The following is a 24,101-nucleotide window of genomic DNA, read 5'->3' on the forward strand; positions in this document are numbered from 1 at the left end:
TTTTCGAGCTGTCCGAAATGCCGCTCATGGTCGTAACCACATCTTCCACCAGCGACCCGCCGCGGCTGGCCGTGCTGGAGGCGACATCCGCAAGCTGGCTGGCCTGGCGCGCGCTTTCGGCGTTCAGCTTCACCGTTGCGGTAAGCTGCTCCATGCTGGCCGCGGTCTCTTCCAGCGCGGCGGCCTGCTCTTCGGTACGCGAAGAAAGATCGTTATTCCCGCTGGAGATCTCCGTTGCCCCGCGCCAGATATTCTCGCTGCCGGAACGAATCGTGCTGACCGCCTCCCGCAGGCTGTCCTGCATTGCACTCAGCAGCGGTACCAGTTGCCCCACGCAGTTGCGGCCCAAAGATTCAATCGGCTGGCTGAGGTCGCCCTGCGCAATCTGGCGGAACTGCTGACGGATACGATCCAGCGGTTTTACCAGTATCGCCACCAGGTAGCGGTCGGTGAACAGCAGGATCAGCAGACCCACGATCGTGGCGGTGATAATTACCGTCCGGGTCATGCTGGTGAGGCCGTCGACCACCACGCGCGTGCTGTCGTGCGCCTTCGCCGCGGTATTGTTAAAGTTCTCAGCCGCTGACCCGAATGCACGGCTTAGCGGCGGCGTGACGTTGTTGGCATGCTGACGATAGCCTTCGAGCGTCGCCTGCTTCGCCTGCGCCATCTGCGGTGTAACGCCCTGATCGAGCAGCGCCTGCCAGGTGGAAATCACCTGCGCAGACACCTTTTCATCCATCGGGCCCGGGGAGATAGCTTTCATCTCTGCCAGCTTTTTACTCATGTTATCCAGCGCCTGCTGAGCAGGAGCCAGGTCCGGCGTGCCGCCCGCCGCTTTAACTTCCATTGCCCGGCTCAGGCGGGTGACGAAACGGAAATACTGATCGTTGCCCTGGCTCAGCACCGTCATTTGCCGGACCAGCTGGCGGTCAACGTCATTACCATCAGAAACACGAGACAGAGACCAGGTGCTGTAAAGCCCCACGCCTGCCCACATGACACAAAAGATCCCCAGTATCGTCAGCATGACGAAACGGATGGTGAAATTACGAAGCATCTTCATTGAGTATTCCTTGCCGTGAGGGTGAATTCGCCCAGAGGCGAGTACTCCCCTCGTTATCGGCAGATACTGTAGAAAATATACTTTTTTCGTTATCGAGTCGGCATAGAATGAAAACGTTGTTTCGAAAATTCACCGACAAGAAAGGAGACATCATGTCCTGGCACCCTTACACCGGCCGATACGAAAACATGCAGTACCGATACTGCGGCAAAAGCGGCCTGCGCTTACCGGCACTGTCGCTGGGCCTGTGGCACAGCTTCGGTCACGTTCAGCCGCTCGATTCCCAGCGCGCGCTGCTGCGTAAGGCCTTCGATCTCGGCATTACCCACTTTGATCTTGCCAACAACTACGGCCCCCCTCCGGGCAGCGCTGAAGAGAATTTTGGCCGTCTGCTGCGGGAGGATTTTGCCGGGTATCGTGACGAGCTGATCATCTCCACCAAAGCGGGCTACGACATGTGGCCAGGACCGTATGGTTCGGGCGGTTCACGTAAGTACCTGCTCGCCAGCCTCGACCAGAGCCTGAACCGCATGGGTGTGGAGTATGTGGATATTTTCTATTCTCACCGCGTAGACGAAAACACGCCGATGGAAGAGACCGCCGCCGCGCTGGCACACGCGGTGCAGAGCGGAAAAGCGCTGTATGTCGGCATTTCGTCTTACTCCACGGAACGCACGGCGGCGATGACCAAATTGCTGCGCGAGTGGAAGATCCCGCTTTTGATCCACCAGCCGTCTTACAACCTGCTTAACCGCTGGGTCGACAAGACCGGCCTGCTGGACGCGCTGGAGAAAAACGGAACGGGCTGTATCGCCTTTACCCCGCTGGCACAGGGCCTGCTCACCGGAAAATACCTGAACGGCATTCCGGACGGTTCACGTATGCAGCGCGAAGGGAAAAAAGTGCGCGGCCTGACGGAGAAAATGCTGACGGAAGCCAACCTGAGCAGCCTTCGTCTGCTGAACGAGATGGCGCACGCGCGCGGGCAGACGATGGCGCAGATGGCGCTAAGCTGGTTGTTGAAAGATGAGCGTGTAACGTCGGTACTGATTGGCGCGAGCCGCCCGGAGCAGCTGGAAGAGAACGTTCAGGCGCTGAATAACCTGCGCTTTAGCGAAGATGAACTGATGCGGATTGACCAGCACGTTGCGGATGGTGAGCTGAATTTGTGGCAGGCGTCGTCGGATAAATAGTGCGGCCTGCTGCCCTTACCACGCCCCCTCTCCCACAGGGAGAGGGGGCGTGGTGAATTTATTTCTTACTGATCTTATCCAGATACCCCATCACAAACGCCGACAGCACAAACGTCAGGTGGATAATCACATACCACATCAGCTTATTATCCGGGACGTTTTTCGCGTCCATAAAGACGCGTAACAGGTGAATAGACGAAATTGCAACAATCGACGCCGCGACTTTATTCTTCAGCGATGAGGCGTCCATTTTCCCCAGCCAGCTGAGCTTTTCTTTGTGCTCGGCGATATCAAGCTGAGAGACGAAATTCTCATAACCGGAGAACATCACCATCACCAGTAATCCTCCCACCAACGTCATATCTACCAGCGACAGTAGAACCAGAATCAAATCGGCTTCTGCCACGGAGAAAATGTTTGGCAGGACGTGGAATATCTCCTGAAAGAACTTAATCGTCAGGGCGACCAGCGCCAGGGAGAGACCAAAATAGACGGGTGCGAGCAGCCAGCGAGAGGCATACATTGCGTTTTCAAAGAAGCGTTCCATAAAATCCTGTCTGCAAACGAAACCAGCGCTGAGTATATCTCAACTATACCTCGTTGGGATCTACATCCGGACGCGCATACTCCGGCCAGACCAGCGCGACCAGTTCCGGGTAGGCTTCCAGGCTAAACTCACGAAAACACTGGCGCAGATTTAATACATCTAAATCGGAGTACGACACCTTCTCGCCATTCAGACAGCGCTTTTTGATATTGTCGTAATATTTATAGACCGCCGAATTAAGGTCGCTACAGCGGCGCTGCGCGTCGAACAGGCCGGGCGTATCATTAATTTCGGCCATTTTCATTCGCTTAATTGTCGCATGGAGGAAATCGATATATTCGTGATTTACTCGCCAGTACCAGACCGGCGTCACGGCGTTCATCAATACGGAGAAATGATCTTCCCCCTCCTCTTTCGACATCAATTCAGGCTGCGGCGGTTCACTGACGTCTTTTGACACTTTCGTTTTATTGAACTCTTGCATCAATAAAAGCACGCCAGCGGTCAGTAATAGTAACGTTATGACCGTGAAGAAAATGCTGTTCATGGGTAGGCTCCATTTTTTTTGATTTTAAAATTGCCTCATGATATTGTCAACGAATCTCACCCTTTTTCCAATCCCACCCTTTTGAAATTAAAGGAAATTAAAATGCTGCCCGACAATCTTGTCCCGGCAAAGTACCACATTACGCTTGTGGAACAGCCTTCGACGGAAGCAGATAAAGAGGCGAATTTCACTCAAGGAAAAAGAAAACTCTCCGACTATGAAGCCGACATATTAATTGGTGTTTCACGCACTGGCAAATCCCGTAATATGGTGCTGGAAGAGCACGATCGCCATTTAAAAGAGCGTTTATTTCGCGCGATCAAGATTGAAGCCTTAGTTCATCTGCTGAATGATTTACAGGCCGAAGGGGAAATAGACGCCCAGACGCTAAGTCAAATAATGGTCGAGAAAACGCAGCAAATAAATGAAGCCGGCAATGAAATTTGGCTTAATTTAATTACGCGTGAAAAAAACAATCCCATCTTTTATAACCTGGGGGAAGATTAACGTGAATGATGATAGCGGTAATAACGTTTATTTGACTTTAGATGATAAAAAAAGCGATGAATTTATCTTAAAGCAGAATCTCGGCGCCCTGAAAAAGATAAAAAATGACGAGATGACGCGAATTACGCAGGATTTGGTTTCGATTCCGGCCACGCTGGTACGCCTGAAATGGCAGAACCGTCGGGAGATTTACGCCTTGCAGGCCAAGGAGGAGATATACGGCGCAGTGATGAACGCCATTATTGAGCAGCGTCCTGAGCTTAAAGAGAAGATCCTCGGGCGACTGGAGGCGAACTATCAGTACCTGCTGGCACGCGAGACAGCCACCCTGCGCCTGACCCGTAAACTCTCGGAAGGCAATTACCGTACATCAAACGTGACCTGTGTGGCGCTTGATGAAGAGGCGCCGACGGCGCCTTCAGAGTGAGACAACAATGATTGTTGCGGAATGCAGGCCGGGTAAGGCGACGCCGCCACCCGGCAGGCAAGGCTGCAAGAGCCTTCGTTTTACTTCGCGGCCGCTTTCTCTTCGCCGACCAGACCAATCTTCAGGTAGCCCGCCTGATGCAGCGTGTCCATTACCTTCATCATGGTTTCATAATCGACGGTTTTATCCGCGCGGAAGAAGACGGTGGTGTCTTTCTTGCCGCCGGTGAGCTGGTCCAGCGCCGGAATAACCGAGGCATCCGTTACCGGATCGTTGCCCAGGAACATGGACTTATCGGCCTTCACGGACAGGTAGATAGGCTTTTCCGGACGCGGCTGCGGCTGGCTGGAGGACGCAGGCAGATTCACCTTCACGTCCACCGTCGCCAGCGGTGCGGCAACCATAAAGATAATCAGCAGAACCAGCATGACGTCGATAAACGGCGTCACGTTGATCTCATGCATTTCACCGTTATCGTCCAGATTTTCATTAAGACGCATTGCCATACAATCAACCTACGCGCAGTTTGGACGCCGCATGAACCGGTTTAACGGCGCTGGCGTTCAGGTCCAGATCGCGGCTTTGCAGCAGCAGAACCTGCGCGGCAACGTCACCCAGTGTGGCTTTGTAACTGCCAATCATGCGCGCGAAGATGTTATAGATAACAACCGCCGGGATAGCGGCAACCAGACCGATAGCCGTTGCCAGCAGCGCTTCTGCGATACCCGGCGCGACGACCGCAAGGTTAGTGGTCTGCGTCTGGGCGATACCGATAAAGCTGTTCATGATGCCCCAGACGGTACCGAACAGGCCGACGAACGGGGAGATAGCGCCGATAGTCGCCAGGTAGCCGTTACCGCGGCCCATATGACGACCCACGGCCGCAACGCGACGCTCCAGACGGAAGCCGGTACGCTCTTTAATGCCTTCGTTATCTTCACTGCCTGCGGAGAGTTCCAGCTCGTTCTGCGCTTCGTTCACTAACAGGGTAGTCAGGCTTTTCGCATGGAAGGATGAGGTGATATCAGAAGCCTGATCCAGAGAACGGGCTTCCGCCAGCTGCTTCTGCTCACGCTTGAGGCGGCGTTTTTGTGAAAGAAGTTCGGCGCTCTTGCTGAAGAAGATAGCCCAGGTGATCACGGACGCCAGAATCAGGCCGATCATCACAATCTTAACTACGATGTCAGCATGTTGATACATGCCCCAAACGGAGAGATCCGTCTGCATCAAATTATTACCCACTCTGTATCTCCAGGACGCAAATCACAAAATCTGAACGTAATAATATCAAAACGTCGTCGAATTGATAGTAGTTCTCATTAGTATTTACATAGTGCCGTAATTTTCGCTCACTTTCCTTGCGCTTACGCAGTAAAAATTTCTTATGCGAATTTTTGATAATATTTTCTGCTTATTCGATAAGCATCCGGATGCACATTCTGACAATCGTGGTAGTCTGGACGTCCAGACGTATAAAGATAGGGTTAGCGAACATGACTAAAAAGCAGCTTGAGACCACGCTGGTGCAGGCAGGACGCAGTAAGAAATACACTCAGGGCTCGGTCAACAGCGTGATCCAGCGCGCCTCCTCGCTGGTGTTTGATACCGTTGAAGATAAAAAAATCGCTACGCGTAATCGCGCGAAGGGCGGGCTATTTTACGGTCGTCGTGGCACGTTAACCCATTTCTCGTTGCAGGAAGCCATGTGCGAACTGGAGGGCGGCGCGGGCTGCGCGCTGTTCCCGTGCGGCGCGGCGGCGGTCGCCAATACCATTCTGGCGTTTGTGGAACAGGGTGACCACGTCCTGATGACCAATACCGCTTACGAGCCAAGCCAGGACTTCTGCACCAAAATACTCAGCAAGCTCGGCGTCACCACCAGCTGGTTCGATCCGCTGATTGGGGCCGGTATTGCCGGGCTTATTCAGCCCAACACGCGCGTTGTGTTCCTGGAATCTCCCGGCTCCATCACCATGGAAGTGCATGACGTCCCGGCCATCGTGAAGGCGGTGCGCAGCATAGCGCCGGAAGCGATCATCATGATCGACAACACCTGGGCGGCAGGTGTGCTGTTTAAAGCCCTGGAATTTGACATCGATATCTCCATTCAAGCGGCGACCAAATACCTGATTGGCCATTCCGACGGCATGATCGGTACGGCGGTATCTAACGCCCGCTGCTGGGATCAATTGCGTGAAAACGCCTACCTGATGGGCCAGATGGTGGATGCCGATACCGCCTACATGACCAGCCGGGGCATCCGTACGCTCGGCGTGCGTCTGCGTCAGCATCACGAAAGCAGCCTGCAAATTGCACAGTGGCTGGCGCTGCATCCGCAGGTGGAGCGCGTTAACCATCCGGCGCTGCCGGGCAGCAAAGGCCATGAATACTGGCAACGTGACTTTACGGGCAGCAGCGGGTTGTTCTCATTTGTACTTAAAAAGCGCCTGAATGACGCCGAACTGGCAAGCTATCTGGATAACTTTACCCTCTTCAGCATGGCCTATTCATGGGGTGGGTTTGAATCGCTGATCCTGCCCAACCAGCCGGAGCAGATTGCGGCCCTGCGCCCGGGCGGCGAGGTGGACTTCGAAGGGACCTTAATCCGCCTGCATATCGGGCTGGAAAATGTGGACGATTTAATTGCGGATTTATCGGCAGGATTTGAGCGCATCGTGTAAAGTGCTGACTGAAATGTACTCCCCGGACGCAATTCTGAACACCGCAAGCAGAAAAGTCTGTATGAGATGCGCCTGCGATCAACCCCGACAGGCAAAATTGGGAGTACAATAGCGTTATATCTGCTGTTCCACAGGAAAGTCCATGGCTGTTATTCAAAATATCATCACGGCGCTCTGGCAACACGATTTTGCCGCGCTGGCGGACCCGCATGTCGTCGGGATTGTCTATTTCGTGATGTTCGCGACGCTGTTTCTGGAGAATGGACTACTGCCAGCCTCATTTTTACCCGGTGACAGCCTGCTCCTGCTCGCAGGGGCGTTAATCGGCAAGGGCGTGATGGACTTCGCACCGACAATGGTGATCCTCACCTCTGCGGCCAGTCTCGGCTGTTGGCTGAGCTACCTGCAAGGGCGCTGGCTTGGAAACACCCGCGTGGTGAAAGGCTGGCTGGCACAGCTGCCGCATAAATATCACCAGCGCGCCACCTGCATGTTTGACCGCCACGGCCTGCTGGCGTTACTTGCCGGGCGTTTTCTGGCGTTTGTTCGCACCCTGTTGCCTACCATGGCGGGTATTTCAGGCCTCCCTAACCGCCGCTTCCAGTTCTTCAACTGGCTGAGCGCTCTGCTCTGGGTGGGCGTGGTCACCACGCTCGGCTACGCGCTGAACATGATCCCGTTTGTTAAGCGCCATGAAGACCAGGTGATGACGTTCCTGATGGTGCTGCCGATATTCCTGCTGGTTGCGGGCCTGGTCGGCACAATCGCGGTGGTGATTAAGAAGAAGTATTGCAGCGCCTGATACCCCATCCTGATTCTCTTCCCGCGGGGAGAGAATCAAAAGCCTAAGCGCCCTGCATCGTTCTGATGCGCGACGCATCTTCCCCCGGCGTGACGCCGAAGTAGCGCTTAAACTCCCGGCTAAACTGCGACGCGCTTTCATACCCAACCCGCATCGCCGCGGCGCTGGCCTTCATGCCATCGTGGATCATCAGCATGCGCGCCTTATGCAGACGGTAGGTTTTGAGGTACTGCAACGGCGACGTGCTGGTGACGGATTTAAAGTTATGGTGAAACGCCGAGACGCTCATATTGGCTTCCGCCGCCAGCTGGTCAACGCTGAGGTTTTCCGTGTACTGGCTCTCAATGCGCTTGAGCACGCGGCTAATCAGGCTAAAGTGCGTCTGGCGGCTTACCAGTGCCAGCAGCGCCCCGCCGCCCGGCCCGAGCAGCACATGGTAAAGAATTTCGCGGATAATCTGCTTTCCGAGAATACGCGCATCCAGAGGCCTTTCCATCACGTCTAACAGGCGTTCAATCGCGCAGAGAATTTCCTCCGATAGGGTCGCGGAGTTGATACCGCTTGCCGCCATCGACGGCCGGAAAAGTTCGTCCTCCCCAATATCCATCAGCAGCTCCTGCAACTGGAGGATGTCGACGTTGACGCGGATCCCGGCCAGCGGTACCTCCTCTGTCGCGAAAGTTTCACATTCGAAGGGTAAAGGTACTGTCAGAAGCAGATATTCATTGGTGTCGTAACGGAACACGCGCTCATTGATATAGCCAATCTTATGGCCAGAAAAGAGAAACACGATGCCGGGCTGATACATCACCGGGGTGCGCGTGCCGGGCTGGGTACCGTAGAGCAATCGGATATCCGGCAACAGCTCAGCCGAATCATTTCCGTTATCTATCAGTCTTTTAATCTGCGACGTTAGCTGGCGGCAGATGGCATCACGGTTCATTTTCAGTTACTCCGGGTACGGTTTCCGACACTGACAGTGTGCGCATTTTCTTACCGTTTCTCCAGCGCGCTGTAGAAATGGGCAAGACATCGGCAGGAATGTGCATTGAGAGGATAGCGCCTGCCCGCCACAATGAGCAGCATCAGGTTGCCTTCTGCGCCACCACGATTTTTTACCCACTACAGGGAACAAGCCATGAACAACTTTAATCTTCATACCCCAACCCGCATTCTGTTTGGTAAAAACGCTATCGCTGACCTGCGCGCGCAAATCCCGACGGACGCCCGCGTCCTGATTACCTACGGCGGCGGCAGCGTGAAAAAAACCGGCGTACTGGATCAGGTGTACAGCGCTCTGGAAGGTCTGGACGTGCGCGAGTTCGGCGGTATCGAGCCTAACCCGTCTTATGAAACGCTGATGAACGCGGTAAAAATCGCCCGCGAGGAGCAGATCACCTTCCTGCTGGCGGTGGGCGGCGGTTCCGTGCTGGACGGCACCAAATTCATCGCGGCGGCGGCCCATTATGCTGACGGCATCGACCCGTGGCATATTCTGGAAACGGGCGGCAGCGACATCAGCAGTGCGATCCCGATGGGCTCCGTGCTGACGCTGCCGGCCACCGGATCAGAGTCCAACAAAGGCGCGGTCATCTCCCGTAAAACCACCGGTGACAAGCAGGCCTTTATGAACGAACACGTTCAGCCCGTGTTCGCGATCCTCGATCCGGTTTACACCTATACCCTGCCTGCGCGTCAGGTGGCGAACGGCGTGGTCGACGCCTTTGTTCACACCGTTGAGCAGTACGTTACTTACCCGGTAAACGCCAAAATTCAGGATCGTTTCGCGGAAGGCATTCTGCTGACGCTGATTGAAGAAGGTCCGAAAGCGCTGAAAGAGCCTGAAAACTACGACGTGCGTGCCAACGTGATGTGGGCAGCCACCCAGGCGCTGAACGGCCTGATCGGCGCAGGCGTGCCGCAAGACTGGGCTACCCACATGCTCGGCCACGAGCTGACGGCGATGCACGGCCTGGATCACGCCCAGACGCTGGCGGTGGTTCTGCCTGCGCTGTGGAACGAAAAACGTGACGCTAAACGCGCCAAACTGCTCCAGTACGCCGAACGCGTGTGGAACATCACCGACGGTTCCGACGATGCGCGTATCGATGCCGCGATTGAAGCCACCCGTCACTTCTTTGAAAGCCTGGGCGTGCCAACGCGTCTCTCTGGCTACGGCCTGGACGGCAGCTCCATCCCTGCCCTGCTGGCGAAACTGGAAGCACACGGTATGACGCAGATCGGCGAGCATGGCGACATCACCCTTGACGTCAGCCGTCGTATTTACGAAGCGGCACGCTAAGCGTTTTTAGGATCCTGACTTTCGTTTTTTGACATTTCGTCCAGACTTAATGCACATCACATCGTCGGAGGTTCCCTCCGGCGATGAGCACCTGAAGGAGGAAAAATGGCAAACCAAACCGTAATCAAGCTACAGGACGGCAACGTGATGCCCCAGCTGGGGCTAGGTGTATGGAAAGCCGGTAACGACGAGGTCGTCTCCGCCATTCATAAAGCCCTGGAAGTCGGCTATCGGTCCATCGATACCGCCGCCGCCTATAAAAACGAGGACGGCGTGGGAAAAGCGCTTGCCAGCGCCGGCGTTCCCCGGGATGAGCTTTTCATCACCACCAAGCTGTGGAACGACGATCAAAAGCGTCCCCGCGAAGCGTTGCAGGAGAGTCTGGAGAAACTCCAGCTCGATTTCGTCGATCTTTATCTCATGCACTGGCCGGTACCGGCTATCGACCATTACGTTGATGCCTGGAAAGGGATGATTGAACTGCAAAAAGAGGGGCTGATAAAAAGCATCGGCGTCTGTAATTTCCAGGTTCATCATCTGCAACGCCTGATTGATGAAACGGGCGTCGCGCCGGTGATTAACCAGATTGAGCTGCACCCGCTGATGCAGCAGCGCCAGCTTCATTCATGGAACGCCACGCACAAGATCCAGACCGAATCCTGGAGCCCGCTGGCCCAGGGCGGCGAAGGGGTGTTTGACCAGAAAATCATCCGTGAACTGGCGGATAAGTACGGTAAAACCCCGGCGCAGATCGTCATTCGCTGGCATCTGGATAGCGGTCTGGTGGTGATCCCGAAATCGGTCACGCCATCGCGTATCGCCGAGAACTTCGACGTCTGGGATTTCCGCCTGGATAAAGACGAGCTGGGTGAAATTGCGAAGCTGGATCAGGGCAAGCGGCTTGGGCCGGACCCGGATCAGTTTGGCGGGTAATCCCCTCACCCTGCCCTCTCCCCGGAGGGGAGAGGGTTAGACCTGTAGACCCGGTAAGCGCAGCGCCACCGGGTATTGTTACAGGTTTAACCGGTCTAACGTTTTACGTTCTTCTTCGTTCCCGCAACACCATTCGAACGCTGATGCGCAATCGGGGTATGTTTGGTCAGCGCCGGGCGCGTGTTGCGGTTCTGGCGGCGCGCTTCGCGCATCTCTTCCAGCGTTGGCGCAGGCACCAGGCAATCACGACGCGAGCCGATCAGGTGCTTTTTCCCCATCTCTTCCAGCGCCTGACGGATCAGCGGCCAGTTTTTCGGATCGTGATAGCGCAGCAGCGCTTTATGCAGACGGCGCTGTTTATCCCCTTTCGGCACCACCACGTCTTCGCTCTTATAACCAATCTTACTCAGCGGGTTTTTGCCGGTGTAATACATGGTCGTCGAGTTGGCGAGCGGCGACGGGTAGAAGTTCTGCACCTGATCCAGACGGAATCGACGCTGCTTCAGCCACAGCGCCAGATTCACCATGTCTTCATCACGGGTGCCGGGGTGTGCGGAGATGAAGTATGGGATCAGATACTGCTCTTTCCCCGCCTGTTTTGAATAGGTATCAAACAGCTGTTTAAAGCGGTCATAGCTGCCCATGCCCGGCTTCATCATTTTGGACAGCGGGCCTTCTTCGGTGTGCTCCGGGGCGATCTTCAGATAACCGCCAACGTGGTGCGTCGCCAGCTCTTTGATGTAGCGCGGATCTTCCACCGCAATGTCGTAACGCACGCCGGAGGCGATCAGGATCTTCTTGATGCCTTTCAGGTCACGGGCGCGACGGTAAAGGTTGATCGTCGGCTCGTGGTTGGTGTCCATATGCTCGCAAATGCTCGGATAGACGCAGGAGAGACGACGGCAGGTCTGCTCGGCGCGCGGCGATTTACAGCGCAGCATGTACATGTTGGCCGTTGGACCACCCAGATCGGAGATCACACCGGTAAAGCCCGGCACCGTGTCGCGAATGGCTTCGATCTCGTTAACAATCGACTCTTCGGAACGGCTCTGAATAATACGGCCTTCGTGTTCGGTGATCGAACAGAAGGAGCACCCGCCGAAGCAGCCGCGCATGATGTTGATCGAGAAACGAATCATCTCGTACGCCGGAATGCGGCTGCTGCCATATGACGGATGCGGTACACGCTTGTACGGCAGAGCAAACACGCTGTCCATCTCTTCGGTAGAGAGCGGGATCGCCGGCGGGTTAACCCAGATATAGCGCTCGCCGTGCTTTTGCATCAGCGCTCGCGCGCAGCCGGGGTTGGTTTCATGGTGTAAGATGCGCGACGCGTGGGCGTAGAGTACTTTATCGCTTTTTACTTTTTCGTAGGACGGCAGCAGCACATAGGTTTTTTCCCACGGCTTCGGACGCGGCGGCTGCACCACCACGGCCTTTGCTTCCGCTTTTTTTGGCTCAACCGGTTTGTTATCCGCGCACGGCAAATCGTCACCGTACGGATGCGGGATAGGATCGATTTTGCCCGGCATATCGATAATGCGGGAATCCACCCCGCTCCAGCCCGGCAGCGCCTCTTTCACCATGATCGCGGTGTTGCGCACGTCGCGGATCTCGCTGACCGCTTCGCCCTGCGCCAGACGGTGTGCCACCTCTACCAGCGGACGCTCACCGTTACCGAAGATCAGCATGTCGGCTTTCGAATCCACCAGCACCGAACGGCGCACGGTGTCGGACCAGTAGTCATAGTGTGCGGTACGGCGCAGGCTCGCTTCGATGCCGCCCAGGATCACCGGCACGTCTTTCCATGCTTCTTTGCATCGCTGGGTGTAGACGAGGGTCGCGCGGTCGGGACGTTTACCCGCCACGTTGTCAGCCGTATAAGCGTCGTCATGGCGCAGCTTACGGTCGGCGGTGTAGCGGTTGATCATGGAGTCCATGTTGCCCGCGGTCACGCCGAAGAACAGGTTCGGCTTGCCCAGACGCATAAAGTCGTCTTTGCTGTTCCAGTCAGGCTGGGAGATGATCCCCACGCGGAAGCCCTGGGCTTCAAGCATACGGCCGCAGATCGCCATGCCAAAGCTCGGGTGATCGACATACGCATCGCCCGTCACCAGAATGATATCGCAGCTGTCCCAGCCCAGTTGATCCATCTCTTCCCGGGACATCGGCAGGAACGGCGCCGGTCCAAAGCAGGCTGCCCAGTACTGGGGCCAGGAGAAGAGGTCGCGATCCGGCTGGATCAGGGAAATAGCGCTCATAATGCTTCCGAAGAAAAAATAGACAAAAGGAGCGGGATTATACGCTGGTTTACCGGGGGAAATGAAGGGGTATTGTGCGGGCTGTTGCCCTCACCCCAACCCTCTCCCACAGGGAGAGGGAGAAAGTGTTTTACGGTGCCGGATTCACCAGCATCTGCCCTACCGATCCCCTGTCCATCATCTCCAGGGTCTGGCTGTGGAACAGGAACGGGAAGTGCGGCCAGGAAGGCTGGCCGTAGTAGACGAGCAGTTCGACCTGGCCATCCACCCAGACGGTATCTTTCCAGCCCCTGTCTTCCGGGAACGGCATCGCCCCGTTGACGTTGCGGATCAGGAATGACACCCCTTCAATATGGAACGACTGCGGCATCTCCGAGCGGACGGTCCAGCGCTCCCAGGTTCCCTGCTGGGCGGTGATATCAATACGGTTTACGTCCCACAGCGCGCCGTTGATGCCCGGATCGTCGCCAAGGCTGATATCGCGACTGCGTACTGCCGGGCCGGTCACAATTTCCTGCGGCAGCAGGCGCATCGGCAGGCTGTCGGTCACCAGCGGCAACAGGCCGGTCGGGCGCAGCGTCAGCACCAGCGTGGAGACCAGCACGCTCGACGGTTCAAAGAAGCCGCGAATACGGTCAACAATGCTTGCCGCTTCGCCGCAGGTCACGGACACTTCATCCCCGTTGGTCATATCCACGAGGATTTCACGACGTTCGCCTGGCGCCAGCGCCAGCTGCTTCACCGACACCGGCGCAGGTAATAACCCCTGATCGCCTGAAATCACGTGCAGCGCGCGGCCGTCGCTCATCTGCAACTGGTAGCGGCGCGAGTTAGAGGCATTCAGCAGACGCAGGCGCACCCAGCCACGAGACACTTCGACATACGGGCTTTGCGCGCCGTTAACCAGCAGCGTATCGCCCACAAAGCCACCGCTGCCCGGCTCGCTGTACTCCGGGGTACCAAAGTTATCCAGTCGCTTATCCTGAATAATGATCGGGAAATCATCGACGCCGTAGTGATTCGGGATCGGCAGCGTTTTACTGACCTCATCTTCAATCAGCCACATTCCGGCCAGGCCGTTGTAGACCTGCTGGGCGGTGCGGTTCGGGGTATTGGCGTGATACCACAATGTCGCCGCGCTCTGACGAATCGGGAGGACGGGCGCCCAGTCGGCATTCGGCGACATCATGCGTGCCGCGCCGCCAATCAGCGGCCCCGGCACCTGCAAACCACTGACGGTCATCGCGACATTTTCCGTCGTACGGTTACTGTAGATGAGCTTAACGTCATCGCCATTCCACACGCGAATGGTCGGCCCGAGGTAGCGTCCGTTAATGCCCCATACCTGCGCGCGCGTTCCCTGGGTAAAGGACCAGTGGCTACGCTGAAGCGTGAGGAATAGCGGCTGCCCGCGACGGGATTCAATCAACGGCGGAATAGGCAGCGGCTGTTGCTGCCCGGCGGCGCTGGCTGTCCGCGGTATCGCACCCGCACAAAGGGCGATACCCGAAGCCTGAATAAACTGACGCCGACTGAGTGACATATAAGCTCCATCTGAAACGACTAACAACGCGGGAATTCGTTTTCCCTTACACGACACCGGGTTAAATCTTACCGGCGGCTTCTCGCTCTGCAACTTCTTTATCGAGCTGCGCAATATGCTGAGCCATCAGCTCGCGGCAGTGCGTGGCCAGCTCGCGCACCTGGTCTTTACCGTATTTAGAGGTATCTACCGGCGGCAGCATTTCGACAATGACCAGTCCGTTATTCAGACGGTTAAGATTAATCTTATTCGATGTATTGGAAACACACACGGGAATAATTGGAACGCCAGCCGCAATTGCAGCATGAAACGCGCCGGTCTTGAACGGCAGCAGGCCGCGACCACGGCTGCGCGTCCCTTCCGGGAACATCCAGATGGAAATCCGGCGCTTTTTAAACTGATCCACCACTTCCGCAATAGTGCCATGCGCTTTGGCGCGGTTGTTGCGGTCAATCAGCAAGTTACCGGTGAGCCAGTACAGCTGGCCGAAAAAGGGGATCCACAGCAGGCTTTTTTTGCCCACGGTTACGGTCGGCGGAAGAACAATATTTGAGGCCGTCACCATATCGTAGTTGTTCTGATGGTTAGCGATATAGATGGCGTTACCGAAATTCTCCGCCCCTTCAGGCAGACGCTTTTCAACCTTCAGGCCAAACAGCGGCGCAAGACGACCAAACATGTGGCCAAACGTCGCGACATGCTTTGGGTTACGCGGGCTGAACAGGCAATAAATCGATCCGAAAATACAGACCAGAATGCAATAAATAACGGTAAGAATGAGACGAACAATGTATAGCATAGCGACCTCTGAAGCCCTGACAGCTGACAATTATACTTCACCTGTGGCCAGGTAAGGACTTTATTACGAGCGCGTATTGTTAATCGCAACGCACGAATTAACAACGTTTTTACGGGAAATTTTATGGTAATACCCCCTCCGGAAAGAGGGGGATGAAACAGGTTACTCTTCGCTGTCGTCCGCTTTGCTGCGCGCCGGCGAGTCAATCTCCACGCGGTCGATTCGCTGGAGGCCGCGCATCAGTGAGCCGCGACGTCCGCGCTCACCCACCACCTTCTGCAACTCTTCCGGACGCAGTTTGATTTTACGCTTGCCGACATGAATGGTCAGCGTGCTCTGCGGCGGCAGCAGGAAGAGATGCGCGAGGCTATCTTCGCCTTTTGCCGCTTCCGCTGACGGGATACTGATGATCTTGTTGCCCTTGCCTTTCGACAGCTCCGGCAAATCGCTGACCGGGAACATCAGCATACGTCCGGCAGCGGTGATCGCCAGCAGCATGTCGCTTTCGTTCTCGATGATCAGCGGCGGCATGACGTGTGCGTTATCCGGCAGGCTAATCAGCGCTTTACCGGCACGGTTACGCGACACCAGATCGTTGAAGGTACAGATAAAGCCGTAGCCCGCATCAGACGCCATCAGCAGTTTTTGATCGTCGGCTTCCATCAGCATATGCTCAACCGTGGCACCCGGCGGCAGCGTCAGCTTACCGGTGAGCGGTTCGCCCTGGCCGCGCGCAGACGGCAGCGTGATCGGGTCGATGGCGTAGCTGCGGCCCGTGGAGTCGATGAACGCCACCGGCTGGTTACTCTTGCCCTTCACCGCCGCCTTGAAGCTGTCACCGGATTTGTAGCTCAGACCCGGCGCGTCGATATCGTGGCCTTTGGCGCTACGCACCCAACCGCTCTGGGAAAGCACGATGGTCACCGGCTCGGACGGCAGCATGTCGTGCTCGTTCATCGCCTTCGCCTCTTCGCGCTCGTGCAGCGGAGAACGTCGGTCGTCGCCAAAGGCGTCGGCATCGGCCTGCAACTCTTTCTTCAGCAGGGTGTTCATCTTGCGCTCGGACGCCAGAATCGCCTGAAGCTGATCGCGCTCTTTTTCCAGCTCGTTCTGCTCACCGCGGATCTTCATCTCTTCCAGTCTGGCGAGATGGCGCAATTTCAGTTCGAGGATCGCTTCGGCCTGGGTTTCGCTGATGCCAAAGCGCGACATCAGGGCAGGCTTAGGTTCATCCTCGGTACGAATGATCTCGATCACTTCGTCAATGTTGAGGAACGCCACCAGCAAACCTTCGAGGATATGCAGGCGCTTAAGCACTTTTTCCAGGCGATGGTTCAGACGACGGCGCACCGTATCGCGGCGGAAGGCCAGCCATTCGGTAAGGATCTCCAGCAGGTTTTTCACCGCCGGACGACCGTCCAGACCAATCATGTTCAGGTTGATGCGGTAGCTTTTTTCCAGATCGGTAGTGGCGAACAGGTGGTTCATCACCTGCTCCATGTCCACGCGGTTAGAACGCGGCACAATCACCAGACGGGTCGGGTTTTCGTGGTCCGATTCGTCGCGCAGGTCGTCCACCATCGGCAGCTTTTTATTGCGCATCTGGGAGGCGATCTGCTCCAGCACCTTCGCACCGGAGACCTGGTGCGGCAGCGCGGTGATCACCACGGCACCATCCTCTTTATTCCACACCGCGCGCATGCGCACGGAGCCGCGGCCGTTCTGGTAGATTTTGCGGATTTCCGCACGCGAGGTGATGATCTCGGCTTCAGTCGGATAGTCCGGCCCCTGCACGATATCCAGCAAATCGTCCAGCGAGGTTTTTGGCTGCTCAATCAGGGTGATGGCCGCTTTTGCCACTTCACGCAGGTTGTGCGGCGGAATGTCCGTCGCCATGCCCACGGCGATACCGGTCGTGCCGTTCAGCAGGATGTTCGGCAGACGCGCAGGCAGCATTTTCGGCTCCTGCATCGTACCGTCGAAGTTTGGCACCCAGTCGACCGTACCCTGCCCCAGCTCGCCCAACAGCACTTCGGCATATTTAGACAGGCGAGATTCGGTATAACGCATCGCCGCGAAGGATTTCGGATCGTCAGGCGCCCCCCAGTTCCCCTGGCCATCCACCAGCGGATAGCGATAAGAGAACGGCTGGGCCATCAGCACCATCGCTTCATAGCAGGCGCTGTCGCCGTGCGGATGGTATTTACCCAGCACGTCGCCGACGGTACGGGCGGATTTCTTGAACTTGGCGGTAGCGTTCAGCCCCAGTTCGGACATCGCATAGACGATGCGGCGCTGAACGGGCTTCAGGCCATCCCCGATAAACGGCAACGCCCTGTCCATGATGACGTACATGGAGTAGTTCAGGTAGGCGTTTTCCGTGAATTCATGTAGCGCGAGGCGCTCTGCCATATCGCTCATTACGTGTGATTCCTCAACTCAGAAACCGATGGGTTTCAGGCAATATTGCCGCAGATACTACCTCATCTGGCGAGTTGAGTCACAAAGAAAAAGGGCCGCTCATGCGGCCCTTTCCGGGTTATTTGTTCAGCTTGATAACCTGCTTCACGTCGATTTCAAACTCGTTCCAGTCTTTATCGATTTTACCCTGGAGTTCGACTTTATCCTGGGGCGTCACCGTCACGCCGTTCCAGCGCTTGTGGTCGATCTCCACCACCACCGTGCCGCTTTCATCGCGGAAGGTGTAACGGTCATCGGACAGGCGCTCGGTAATGTTCCCGCGCAGCTTCACCCAGGCATCGTCCTTCAGGTCTTTCACTTTAGCCGCGGTGGTGAGGTTGGCGTTGTTATCGACAAAGCCACCCTGCTGGGTTTGCGTCTGATTCTGTGTCGCAGATGGGCCAGAGAAGCCACCCTGTGCAGCAAAGACAGGGGCCGTGGTCATCATCATGATGGCAGCAATTGCAGCGAATTTTTTCATCTTTATCTCTCCCTTTAATGTCGTTTCACAATCCATTAAACAGGGTAAACCTTAACAACTTCTTAAGGGGAAAATTTATTTATTTTTACTGTACAGCAGGCGCTTGCAGAAGGTTTACTGACGGCATCAAGGAGGAAATATGCGCATTTTACTGGTAGAAGACGACAAGCTCATTGGCGACGGCATCAAAGCGGGCTTAAGCAAAATGGGCTTTAACGTGGACTGGTTTACCGACGGGAAAACCGGGCAGGCGGCCCTGTACACCGCGCCGTATGATGCCGTGGTGCTTGATCTGACGCTGCCGGAAATCGACGGGCTTGAGATCCTGCGCGCCTGGCGCGAAAGCGGAAAGAGCGAACCGGTGCTGATCCTGACCGCGCGGGATGCGCTGAATCAGCGCGTCGAAGGGTTACGCCTGGGGGCGGATGATTACCTGTGTAAGCCGTTCGCGCTAATTGAAGTGGCGGCCCGTCTGGAAGCGCTGGTACGCCGCAGCCACGGGCAGGCGCGCAGCGAGCTGCGTCACGGCAAGGTCACGCTCGATCCGGCAAGCCTTGTCGCCACGCTGGAGGGCGAAACGCTGGTGCTCAAACCCAAAGAGTTCGCCCTGCTGGAACTGCTGATGCGCAACGCGGGCCGCGTGCTGCCGCGCAAGGCCATCGAGGAGAAGCTCTACAACTGGGATGATGACGTCTCCAGCAACGCTGTCGAAGTCCACGTTCATCATTTACGCCGCAAGCTCGGCAGCGACTTTATCCGCACCGTGCACGGCATCGGTTATACCCTGGGTGACGCATGAAACTGACCCAACGCCTGAGCCTGAAGCTGCGCCTGACGCTCCTCTTTTTGCTGCTGTCCCTGGCGGCCTGGTTTGCCGCAAGCGTGGTGGCCTGGCACCAGACGACCGACAAGCTCGATAAGCTGTTCGATACCCAGCAGATGCTGTTTGCCAAACGGCTGCTGACGATGGACGTGGACGAACTTCGCGCCCCGGAACGCATGCGCGAGGTGCCGAAAAAAGCCAAACACGGCCATCTTGACGACGATGCGCTGGCCTTCGCAATCTTCACCGCCGACGGCAGCATGGTGCTTAACGACGGCGAAAACGGGCGCGACATACCTTACCTCTACCGCCGGGACGGGTTTGATGACGGTCGGTTGCAGGATGACAACGACGAATGGCGTTTCCTGTGGCTGACTTCTCCGGACGGGAAATACCGCGTGGTGGTTGGCCAGGAGTGGGAGTACCGACAGGATATGGCGCTGGACGTGGTCAGCTCGCAGCTGACGCCGTGGCTGGTGGCGCTGCCCATAATGCTGCTGTTGCTGATTGTTCTGCTGAGCCGGGAACTGAAACCGCTGAAAAAGCTGGCGCAGACCCTGCGCTCGCGCTCCCCGGATGCGACCGATACGCTGCCCACCCACGGCGTGCCGACGGAGGTTCGCCCCCTGCTTGATGCGCTTAACCATCTTTTCGCCCGTACGCAGGAGATGATGGCCCGCGAGCGTCGCTTCACCTCGGATGCCGCCCATGAGTTGCGCAGCCCGCTGGCCGCGCTGAAGGTGCAAACCGACGTGGCGCAGCTTTCCCTTGACGATCCCGGGGCGCAGTCTAAAGCGCTGGGGCAATTGCATGCAGGCATCGACCGCGCCTCCCGACTGGTGGACCAGCTTCTCACTCTGTCGCGCCTGGATTCACTGGATAATCTTGATGACGTCGAACCCGTGATGATGGCCGATTTGCTGCAATCTGCGGTGCTGGATATCTGGCATCCGGCGCAGCAGGCGGGCATTGATGTTCGGCTCAACGTTAATGCGCCCGAGGTGATGCGTCACGGACAGCCGCTACTGCTGAGTCTGCTGGCGCGAAACCTGCTGGACAACGCCGTTCGTTACAGCCCGCGCGGCAGCGTGGTGGACGTGACGCTGAACACCCAAAGCTTTACCGTGTGCGACAACGGCGCGGGCATTTCAACCGATGCGCTGACGCGTCTCGGCGAGCGCTTTTATCGTCCACCGGGCCAGGACGCCACTGGCAGCGGTCTGGGGTTGTCTATCGTCAAGCGTATCGCGGCGTTGCACGGGATGCGCGTCTCGCTGGGCAATGCGCCGGAAGGGGGTTTTGCGGTGACCGTCAGCTGGTAAGATTATTGCGCTGAGCGCAAAAGACTTTGCACATTTTGCTTATTTTTCCGCTCCGTCCTCGCGCGTAGAATACCCGGCATACTCTCATCATCGAGGACAAATAATGAGCAACATTCTGATTATCAACGGCGCGAAAGAATTTGCGCACTCTAAAGGCCAGCTCAATGACACCCTGACCGAGGTCGCGGATGGTTTCCTGCGCGACGCCGGACATGATGTTAAGGTCGTGCGCGCGGACAGCGATTACGACGTGAAGGCCGAAGTGCAGAACTTCCTGTGGGCCGACGTGGTGATCTGGCAGATGCCGGGCTGGTGGATGGGCGCACCGTGGACCGTGAAAAAATACATGGACGATGTGTTTACCGAAGGTCACGGTTCGCTGTATGCCAGCGACGGCCGCACCCGTTCAGATGCGTCTAAAAAATACGGTTCTGGCGGTCTGATTCAGGGCAAAAAATATATGCTCTCCCTGACCTGGAACGCGCCGCTGGAAGCCTTCACCGAGAAAGATCAGTTCTTCGAAGGCGTGGGCGTAGACGGCGCGTATCTGCCGTTCCACAAGGCGAATCAGTTCCTGGGAATGGAGCCGCTGCCGACCTTTATCGTCAACGACGTAATTAAAATGCCGGACGTCCCGCGCTATATCGCAGAATATCGCAAGCATCTCGCGGAAATTTTTGCTTAACTGGTAGCCTGGAATTAGAAGGAGTTAATTATGCTTACCGTTATTGCTGAAATCCGTACGCGTCCTGGCCAACATCACCGCCAGGCAGTACTGGATGAGTTCGCGAAGATCATCCCGACCGTTCTGAAAGAAGAAGGCTGCCACGGCTACGCGCCGATGGTAGACGCCGCCACCAGCGCAAACTTCCAGGCGACCGCGCCAGACTCCATCATCATGGTGGAGCAGTGGGAAACCGTCGCACACCTTGAAGCCCATTTGCAGACCGCGCATATGAAAGCGTGGAGCGACGCAGTGAAAGGGGACGTTCTGGAAACCCACATCCGTATTCTGGAGCAAGGGGTTTAAGTTCTGTGAAATTTGCCGGGTGGCACTACGTTTACCCGGCCTACAACTTTCCCCCGCAGGCCCGGTAAGCGTTAACGCCACCGGGCTTTTTTTATCACCTTACCGCTCAACTGCTATGCTTATTCTGACTTCATGTTTAACAGGAGGATGGAATGGGTCTTTTTAACTTCGTGAAAGAAGCAGGCGAAAAGCTCTGGGACAACCTGACCGATCATAAGGGTCAGAGCGACAAAATCACCGAGCACCTCAAGAAACTCAACATTCCCGGTTCCGATAAAGTTCAGGTTAACGTCACCGACGGCAAAGCCAGCGTAACGGGCGACGGGCTAACGCAGGAGCAGAAAGAAAAAATCCAGGTCGCCGTCGGCAACATCGCGGGCGTCAGCGAGGTGGAGAACAATATCACCGCGACAGACGCCAAAGATGAAGCAACCTACTATACGGTGAAATCCGGCGATACCCTGAGCGCCATCTCTAAAACCGTGTACGGCGATGCCAATCAGTACAACAAGATCTTTGAGGCGAACCGCCCGATGCTCTCCAGCCCGGATAAAATTTATCCCGGCCAGACGCTGCGTATTCCTAAGGCATAACGTCTGAGGCTATTGGTTCACGTCGCGCAGAGGAACAGCATGAAAATCGCTTGTCTTGGCTGGGGCTCGTTAATCTGGAAAAGCGGCGCGCTACCGGTAGCCGGTGAGTGGCAAACCGACGGGCCTTCTTTGCCCGTCGAGTTCTGTCGGGTCAGTGATGGCGGTGAACTGGCGACCGCCATCTGTATGAATGCCCCTGCCGTGCCGGTGCTTTGGGCATGGCTGAATGCCACTTCGCTGAGCGTGGCCACTCAGGCCCTGCGCGAGCGGGAGGCCATTCCTGACGATCGTTGCGATGGTATCGGCTCGCTGCTGATAGCCGGACGCAACGCGGGAGCGATCTCGACATGGGCGAGGGAGAGAGGAATTGAGGCGCTCATCTGGACCGGGCTTCCGCCGAGAAGCGCGTCGCAGGAAGGCAGGGTTCCTGCCGTGGACGAGGCCATCGCTTATCTCGACAGCCTCAGCGGACAGACCCGCAGCCATGCGCGGGACTATATTTGCCGCGTGCCTGCCCAGCTTGATACGCCCTACCGACGCGCCATTAAAGAGGTGCTTGGGTGGTGATACCGCTGCCCGTTACCAGTACAGCTTCCAGCTCTGGGTGAAGCGCACCAGCGCCTCGACGTAGAAGTAATCGCCCCAGCTCGCGCACTCATCCACGCCTTTATTGCTCGCCAGGTGATACACCGAGTGCTTAAGCAGCCCGTTGCCCTTCTCTTCTTTGCCCATCAGATAGTGCTTTGTCAGCGTGGACATAATCCCTTTCGCCCATTCGAGGTAACGTTCGCGATCCGGATCTGTGACCGGCAGTTGTTTCACCAGCTCCAGCAGTCCACACACCGCAATTGCCGCCGAGGAAGAGTCACGCAGTGCGTCGGTGCCCACCAGCGCCAGATCCCAGTGGCAGACGTAGTCTTCCGGCAGGCGATTGAGGAAGTAGTTCGCCAGCCGTTTTGACAGAGCGATCATCGTTTCGTCGCCGGTATAGATATAGCTCAGCAGGAAACCGTAAATGCCCCACGCCTGCCCGCGCGACCAGCAGGAGTCGTCGGCGTAGCCCTGCTGGGTGTTGCCGTAGCGCGGTGCGCCGGTTGCCACATCCATATAGTAGGTGTGGAAGGTGGAGGCATCGTCACGAATGAGATACGTCGCCGCCTGCATGACGTGCGCTTTTGCGGCGTCGGCAAAGCGCGGATCGCCCGTCTGCTCCGTTGCCCAGTAGAGCAGCGGCAGGTTCATGTTGCAGTCGATGATCATTCGCCCGGCCTGCTCCGGATCGGAGAGATCGCCCCACGCCTGGATGATCTTCGCCTTCTCGTGGAAGCGTTCCAGCAGGGCTTCCGCCGCCAGCAGCGAGAAGCCGCGCGCCTCGCGGTTTCCGGTCAGCCGCCACGTGGCTACGCAGGAGAGCGTGTAAAGGAAGCCTAAATCGTGGGTATTGGTGTCGTTGCGCCCGGCGATGCGCAGGCCAAACGAGCGCACGTGTTTTTCCGCCATCGCACGGAATTTTTCCTCGCCGCTCATCTCCCACGCCAGCCACAGCTGCCCGGTCCAGAAGCTGGTGGTCCACTCCACGTTGTCAGTCAGCGGATAAAAACCGTTCTGGCAGGTTTCCGCCGGGAATTTGTCGCCGAACTCCGTTAAATGACGGCTAATCAGGTCCAGAACGTGGCTGCGCGCCGAATTCAGTTCATCGCTGAATGCGCGGGAGTCAACGGGCGCAGCGATAACAGGCAGACGTTCTTCTTTGATACGACTTAACATATTTCGGTTCCTTCTTT

25 protein-coding genes are annotated in these 24,101 nt (G+C 56.7%); 13 read left to right on the forward strand and 12 right to left on the reverse strand.

Translation table 11 applies throughout. The features are described 5' to 3' along the window. Window positions 1-1,066, reverse strand: a 1,066-nt coding sequence (locus tag DD606_RS10415) for a Tar ligand binding domain-containing protein (RefSeq protein ID WP_129258596.1), incomplete at its 3' end; no start/stop codon positions are given. A 152-nt stretch (window positions 1,067-1,218) separates the two neighbouring features. On the opposite strand from DD606_RS10415, the gene DD606_RS10420 reads away from it, so the two are divergent. Further along, a complete protein-coding gene (locus tag DD606_RS10420) occupies window positions 1,219-2,259 on the forward strand; it encodes an aldo/keto reductase (protein WP_032610129.1) in 1,041 nt (346 codons plus the stop codon). Between the two features lie 58 nt (window positions 2,260-2,317). On the opposite strand, the gene DD606_RS10425 is transcribed toward DD606_RS10420, so the two are convergent. Then, a complete protein-coding gene (locus DD606_RS10425) occupies window positions 2,318-2,806 on the reverse strand; it encodes a TIGR00645 family protein (RefSeq protein WP_003862473.1) in 489 nt (162 codons plus the stop codon). A gap of 43 nt (window positions 2,807-2,849) precedes the next feature. Continuing rightward, window positions 2,850-3,353, reverse strand: a complete 504-nt coding sequence (locus DD606_RS10430; protein ID WP_003862475.1) for an ESA_00282 family adhesion-associated protein — start codon at window positions 3,351-3,353, stop codon at window positions 2,850-2,852. A 102-nt stretch (window positions 3,354-3,455) separates the two neighbouring features. On the opposite strand from DD606_RS10430, the gene DD606_RS10435 reads away from it, so the two are divergent. Together DD606_RS10435 and DD606_RS10440 are read left to right on the forward strand one after the other, a co-directional pair. Next, window positions 3,456-3,860, forward strand: a complete 405-nt coding sequence (locus DD606_RS10435) for a hypothetical protein (RefSeq protein ID WP_003862477.1) — start codon at window positions 3,456-3,458, stop codon at window positions 3,858-3,860. 1 nt (window position 3,861) lies between these two features. Further along, window positions 3,862-4,287, forward strand: a complete 426-nt coding sequence (locus DD606_RS10440) for a hypothetical protein (RefSeq protein WP_060580269.1) — start codon at window positions 3,862-3,864, stop codon at window positions 4,285-4,287. 80 nt (window positions 4,288-4,367) lie between these two features. Here DD606_RS10440 and exbD read toward each other — a convergent pair whose 3' ends face one another. Continuing rightward, window positions 4,368-4,793: a TonB system transport protein ExbD gene (gene exbD, locus DD606_RS10445; protein ID WP_001251472.1), complete on the reverse strand. Its 426-nt coding sequence runs from the start codon at window positions 4,791-4,793 to the stop codon at window positions 4,368-4,370. A gap of 4 nt (window positions 4,794-4,797) precedes the next feature. Further along, window positions 4,798-5,529, reverse strand: a complete 732-nt coding sequence (gene exbB, locus DD606_RS10450; protein WP_003862482.1) for a tol-pal system-associated acyl-CoA thioesterase — start codon at window positions 5,527-5,529, stop codon at window positions 4,798-4,800. Between the two features lie 251 nt (window positions 5,530-5,780). On the opposite strand from exbB, the gene metC reads away from it, so the two are divergent. Then, window positions 5,781-6,968, forward strand: coding sequence for a cystathionine beta-lyase (gene metC, locus DD606_RS10455; protein ID WP_003862484.1), 1,188 nt, complete (start codon window positions 5,781-5,783; stop codon window positions 6,966-6,968). A 142-nt stretch (window positions 6,969-7,110) separates the two neighbouring features. Next, window positions 7,111-7,770, forward strand: a complete 660-nt coding sequence (gene yghB, locus DD606_RS10460; protein WP_003862486.1) for a DedA family general envelope maintenance protein YghB — start codon at window positions 7,111-7,113, stop codon at window positions 7,768-7,770. Window positions 7,771-7,813: 43 nt separating this feature from the next. Here yghB and DD606_RS10465 read toward each other — a convergent pair whose 3' ends face one another. Then, on the reverse strand, window positions 7,814-8,713 hold the full coding sequence (locus DD606_RS10465; protein ID WP_032660319.1) for an AraC family transcriptional regulator: 900 nt from the start codon (window positions 8,711-8,713) through the stop codon (window positions 7,814-7,816). 195 nt (window positions 8,714-8,908) lie between these two features. Here DD606_RS10465 and yqhD point away from each other — a divergent pair, with 195 nt between their 5' ends. Both yqhD and dkgA read left to right on the forward strand, forming a co-directional pair. After that, window positions 8,909-10,072: an alcohol dehydrogenase gene (gene yqhD / locus DD606_RS10470; protein WP_003862492.1), complete on the forward strand. Its 1,164-nt coding sequence runs from the start codon at window positions 8,909-8,911 to the stop codon at window positions 10,070-10,072. A gap of 105 nt (window positions 10,073-10,177) precedes the next feature. Beyond that, a complete protein-coding gene (dkgA, locus tag DD606_RS10475) occupies window positions 10,178-11,005 on the forward strand; it encodes a 2,5-didehydrogluconate reductase DkgA (protein WP_003862493.1) in 828 nt (275 codons plus the stop codon). A 95-nt stretch (window positions 11,006-11,100) separates the two neighbouring features. Here dkgA and DD606_RS10480 read toward each other — a convergent pair whose 3' ends face one another. The 5 genes from DD606_RS10480 to DD606_RS10500 form a co-directional block, all read right to left on the reverse strand. Next, the gene (locus tag DD606_RS10480) at window positions 11,101-13,266 is read right to left on the reverse strand and encodes a YgiQ family radical SAM protein (protein ID WP_003862495.1); all 2,166 of its coding nucleotides are present in this window, start codon (window positions 13,264-13,266) and stop codon (window positions 11,101-11,103) included. Window positions 13,267-13,396: 130 nt separating this feature from the next. Beyond that, complete coding sequence (gene ftsP, locus DD606_RS10485; RefSeq protein WP_003862496.1) at window positions 13,397-14,809, reverse strand: cell division protein FtsP; 1,413 nt, start codon at window positions 14,807-14,809, stop codon at window positions 13,397-13,399. Window positions 14,810-14,870: 61 nt separating this feature from the next. Then, entirely contained in the window at window positions 14,871-15,608 is a 738-nt protein-coding gene (gene plsC / locus DD606_RS10490) for a 1-acylglycerol-3-phosphate O-acyltransferase (RefSeq protein WP_003862497.1), read from the reverse strand. A 162-nt stretch (window positions 15,609-15,770) separates the two neighbouring features. Continuing rightward, the gene (gene parC / locus DD606_RS10495; protein ID WP_003862499.1) at window positions 15,771-18,029 is read right to left on the reverse strand and encodes a DNA topoisomerase IV subunit A; all 2,259 of its coding nucleotides are present in this window, start codon (window positions 18,027-18,029) and stop codon (window positions 15,771-15,773) included. 118 nt (window positions 18,030-18,147) lie between these two features. Next, window positions 18,148-18,549 carry a YgiW/YdeI family stress tolerance OB fold protein gene (locus DD606_RS10500; RefSeq protein WP_003862501.1) on the reverse strand — a complete coding sequence of 134 codons (402 nt, stop codon included), beginning with the start codon at window positions 18,547-18,549 and terminating at the stop codon, window positions 18,148-18,150. A 139-nt stretch (window positions 18,550-18,688) separates the two neighbouring features. Between DD606_RS10500 and qseB the strand changes: the two genes are divergently transcribed. The 6 genes from qseB (at window position 18,689) to DD606_RS10530 (ending at window position 22,884) form a co-directional block, all read left to right on the forward strand. Further along, window positions 18,689-19,348 carry a quorum sensing response regulator transcription factor QseB gene (gene qseB, locus DD606_RS10505; protein WP_023323747.1) on the forward strand — a complete coding sequence of 220 codons (660 nt, stop codon included), beginning with the start codon at window positions 18,689-18,691 and terminating at the stop codon, window positions 19,346-19,348. Continuing rightward, window positions 19,345-20,694, forward strand: coding sequence for a quorum sensing histidine kinase QseC (gene qseC, locus DD606_RS10510; protein ID WP_129258598.1), 1,350 nt, complete (start codon window positions 19,345-19,347; stop codon window positions 20,692-20,694). The genes qseB and qseC overlap by 4 nt, the downstream gene beginning before the upstream one ends. Before the next feature lie 103 nt (window positions 20,695-20,797). Then, window positions 20,798-21,379, forward strand: a complete 582-nt coding sequence (locus DD606_RS10515) for an NAD(P)H-dependent oxidoreductase (protein WP_032607911.1) — start codon at window positions 20,798-20,800, stop codon at window positions 21,377-21,379. Window positions 21,380-21,409: 30 nt separating this feature from the next. Next, on the forward strand, window positions 21,410-21,724 hold the full coding sequence (locus DD606_RS10520) for a putative quinol monooxygenase (protein WP_129258600.1): 315 nt from the start codon (window positions 21,410-21,412) through the stop codon (window positions 21,722-21,724). Window positions 21,725-21,876: 152 nt separating this feature from the next. Further along, window positions 21,877-22,317, forward strand: coding sequence for a peptidoglycan-binding protein LysM (gene lysM, locus DD606_RS10525; RefSeq protein WP_003862507.1), 441 nt, complete (start codon window positions 21,877-21,879; stop codon window positions 22,315-22,317). 39 nt (window positions 22,318-22,356) lie between these two features. After that, the gene (locus DD606_RS10530; protein ID WP_109949020.1) at window positions 22,357-22,884 is read left to right on the forward strand and encodes a hypothetical protein; all 528 of its coding nucleotides are present in this window, start codon (window positions 22,357-22,359) and stop codon (window positions 22,882-22,884) included. 12 nt (window positions 22,885-22,896) lie between these two features. Here the strand turns inward: DD606_RS10530 and DD606_RS10535 are convergent, their stop codons facing one another. Then, the gene (locus DD606_RS10535; protein ID WP_129258602.1) at window positions 22,897-24,084 is read right to left on the reverse strand and encodes a glycoside hydrolase family 88 protein; all 1,188 of its coding nucleotides are present in this window, start codon (window positions 24,082-24,084) and stop codon (window positions 22,897-22,899) included. Between the last annotated feature and the right edge of the window lie 17 nt (window positions 24,085-24,101).

The sequence above is a fragment of the Enterobacter cloacae complex sp. GF14B genome (assembly GCF_004136805.1).
GTDB lineage: Bacteria > Pseudomonadota > Gammaproteobacteria > Enterobacterales > Enterobacteriaceae > Enterobacter > Enterobacter hormaechei_C.

Excerpts from the sequence above, each read along its gene's own strand:
- DD606_RS10420 (WP_032610129.1), top strand. The coding sequence starts at position 1,219 with ATGTCCTGGCACCCTTACACCGGCCGATACGAAAACATGCAGTACCGA.
- DD606_RS10425 (WP_003862473.1), bottom strand. The coding sequence starts at position 2,806 with ATGGAACGCTTCTTTGAAAACGCAATGTATGCCTCTCGCTGGCTGCTC.
- DD606_RS10430 (WP_003862475.1), bottom strand. The coding sequence starts at position 3,353 with ATGAACAGCATTTTCTTCACGGTCATAACGTTACTATTACTGACCGCT.
- DD606_RS10435 (WP_003862477.1), top strand. The coding sequence starts at position 3,456 with ATGCTGCCCGACAATCTTGTCCCGGCAAAGTACCACATTACGCTTGTG.
- exbD (WP_001251472.1), bottom strand. The coding sequence starts at position 4,793 with ATGGCAATGCGTCTTAATGAAAATCTGGACGATAACGGTGAAATGCAT.
- metC (WP_003862484.1), top strand. The coding sequence starts at position 5,781 with ATGACTAAAAAGCAGCTTGAGACCACGCTGGTGCAGGCAGGACGCAGT.
- yghB (WP_003862486.1), top strand. The coding sequence starts at position 7,111 with ATGGCTGTTATTCAAAATATCATCACGGCGCTCTGGCAACACGATTTT.
- DD606_RS10465 (WP_032660319.1), bottom strand. The coding sequence starts at position 8,713 with ATGAACCGTGATGCCATCTGCCGCCAGCTAACGTCGCAGATTAAAAGA.
- yqhD (WP_003862492.1), top strand. The coding sequence starts at position 8,909 with ATGAACAACTTTAATCTTCATACCCCAACCCGCATTCTGTTTGGTAAA.
- dkgA (WP_003862493.1), top strand. The coding sequence starts at position 10,178 with ATGGCAAACCAAACCGTAATCAAGCTACAGGACGGCAACGTGATGCCC.
- DD606_RS10480 (WP_003862495.1), bottom strand. The coding sequence starts at position 13,266 with ATGAGCGCTATTTCCCTGATCCAGCCGGATCGCGACCTCTTCTCCTGG.
- ftsP (WP_003862496.1), bottom strand. The coding sequence starts at position 14,809 with ATGTCACTCAGTCGGCGTCAGTTTATTCAGGCTTCGGGTATCGCCCTT.
- plsC (WP_003862497.1), bottom strand. The coding sequence starts at position 15,608 with ATGCTATACATTGTTCGTCTCATTCTTACCGTTATTTATTGCATTCTG.
- parC (WP_003862499.1), bottom strand. The coding sequence starts at position 18,029 with ATGAGCGATATGGCAGAGCGCCTCGCGCTACATGAATTCACGGAAAAC.
- DD606_RS10500 (WP_003862501.1), bottom strand. The coding sequence starts at position 18,549 with ATGAAAAAATTCGCTGCAATTGCTGCCATCATGATGATGACCACGGCC.
- qseB (WP_023323747.1), top strand. The coding sequence starts at position 18,689 with ATGCGCATTTTACTGGTAGAAGACGACAAGCTCATTGGCGACGGCATC.
- qseC (WP_129258598.1), top strand. The coding sequence starts at position 19,345 with ATGAAACTGACCCAACGCCTGAGCCTGAAGCTGCGCCTGACGCTCCTC.
- DD606_RS10515 (WP_032607911.1), top strand. The coding sequence starts at position 20,798 with ATGAGCAACATTCTGATTATCAACGGCGCGAAAGAATTTGCGCACTCT.
- DD606_RS10520 (WP_129258600.1), top strand. The coding sequence starts at position 21,410 with ATGCTTACCGTTATTGCTGAAATCCGTACGCGTCCTGGCCAACATCAC.
- lysM (WP_003862507.1), top strand. The coding sequence starts at position 21,877 with ATGGGTCTTTTTAACTTCGTGAAAGAAGCAGGCGAAAAGCTCTGGGAC.
- DD606_RS10530 (WP_109949020.1), top strand. The coding sequence starts at position 22,357 with ATGAAAATCGCTTGTCTTGGCTGGGGCTCGTTAATCTGGAAAAGCGGC.
- DD606_RS10535 (WP_129258602.1), bottom strand. The coding sequence starts at position 24,084 with ATGTTAAGTCGTATCAAAGAAGAACGTCTGCCTGTTATCGCTGCGCCC.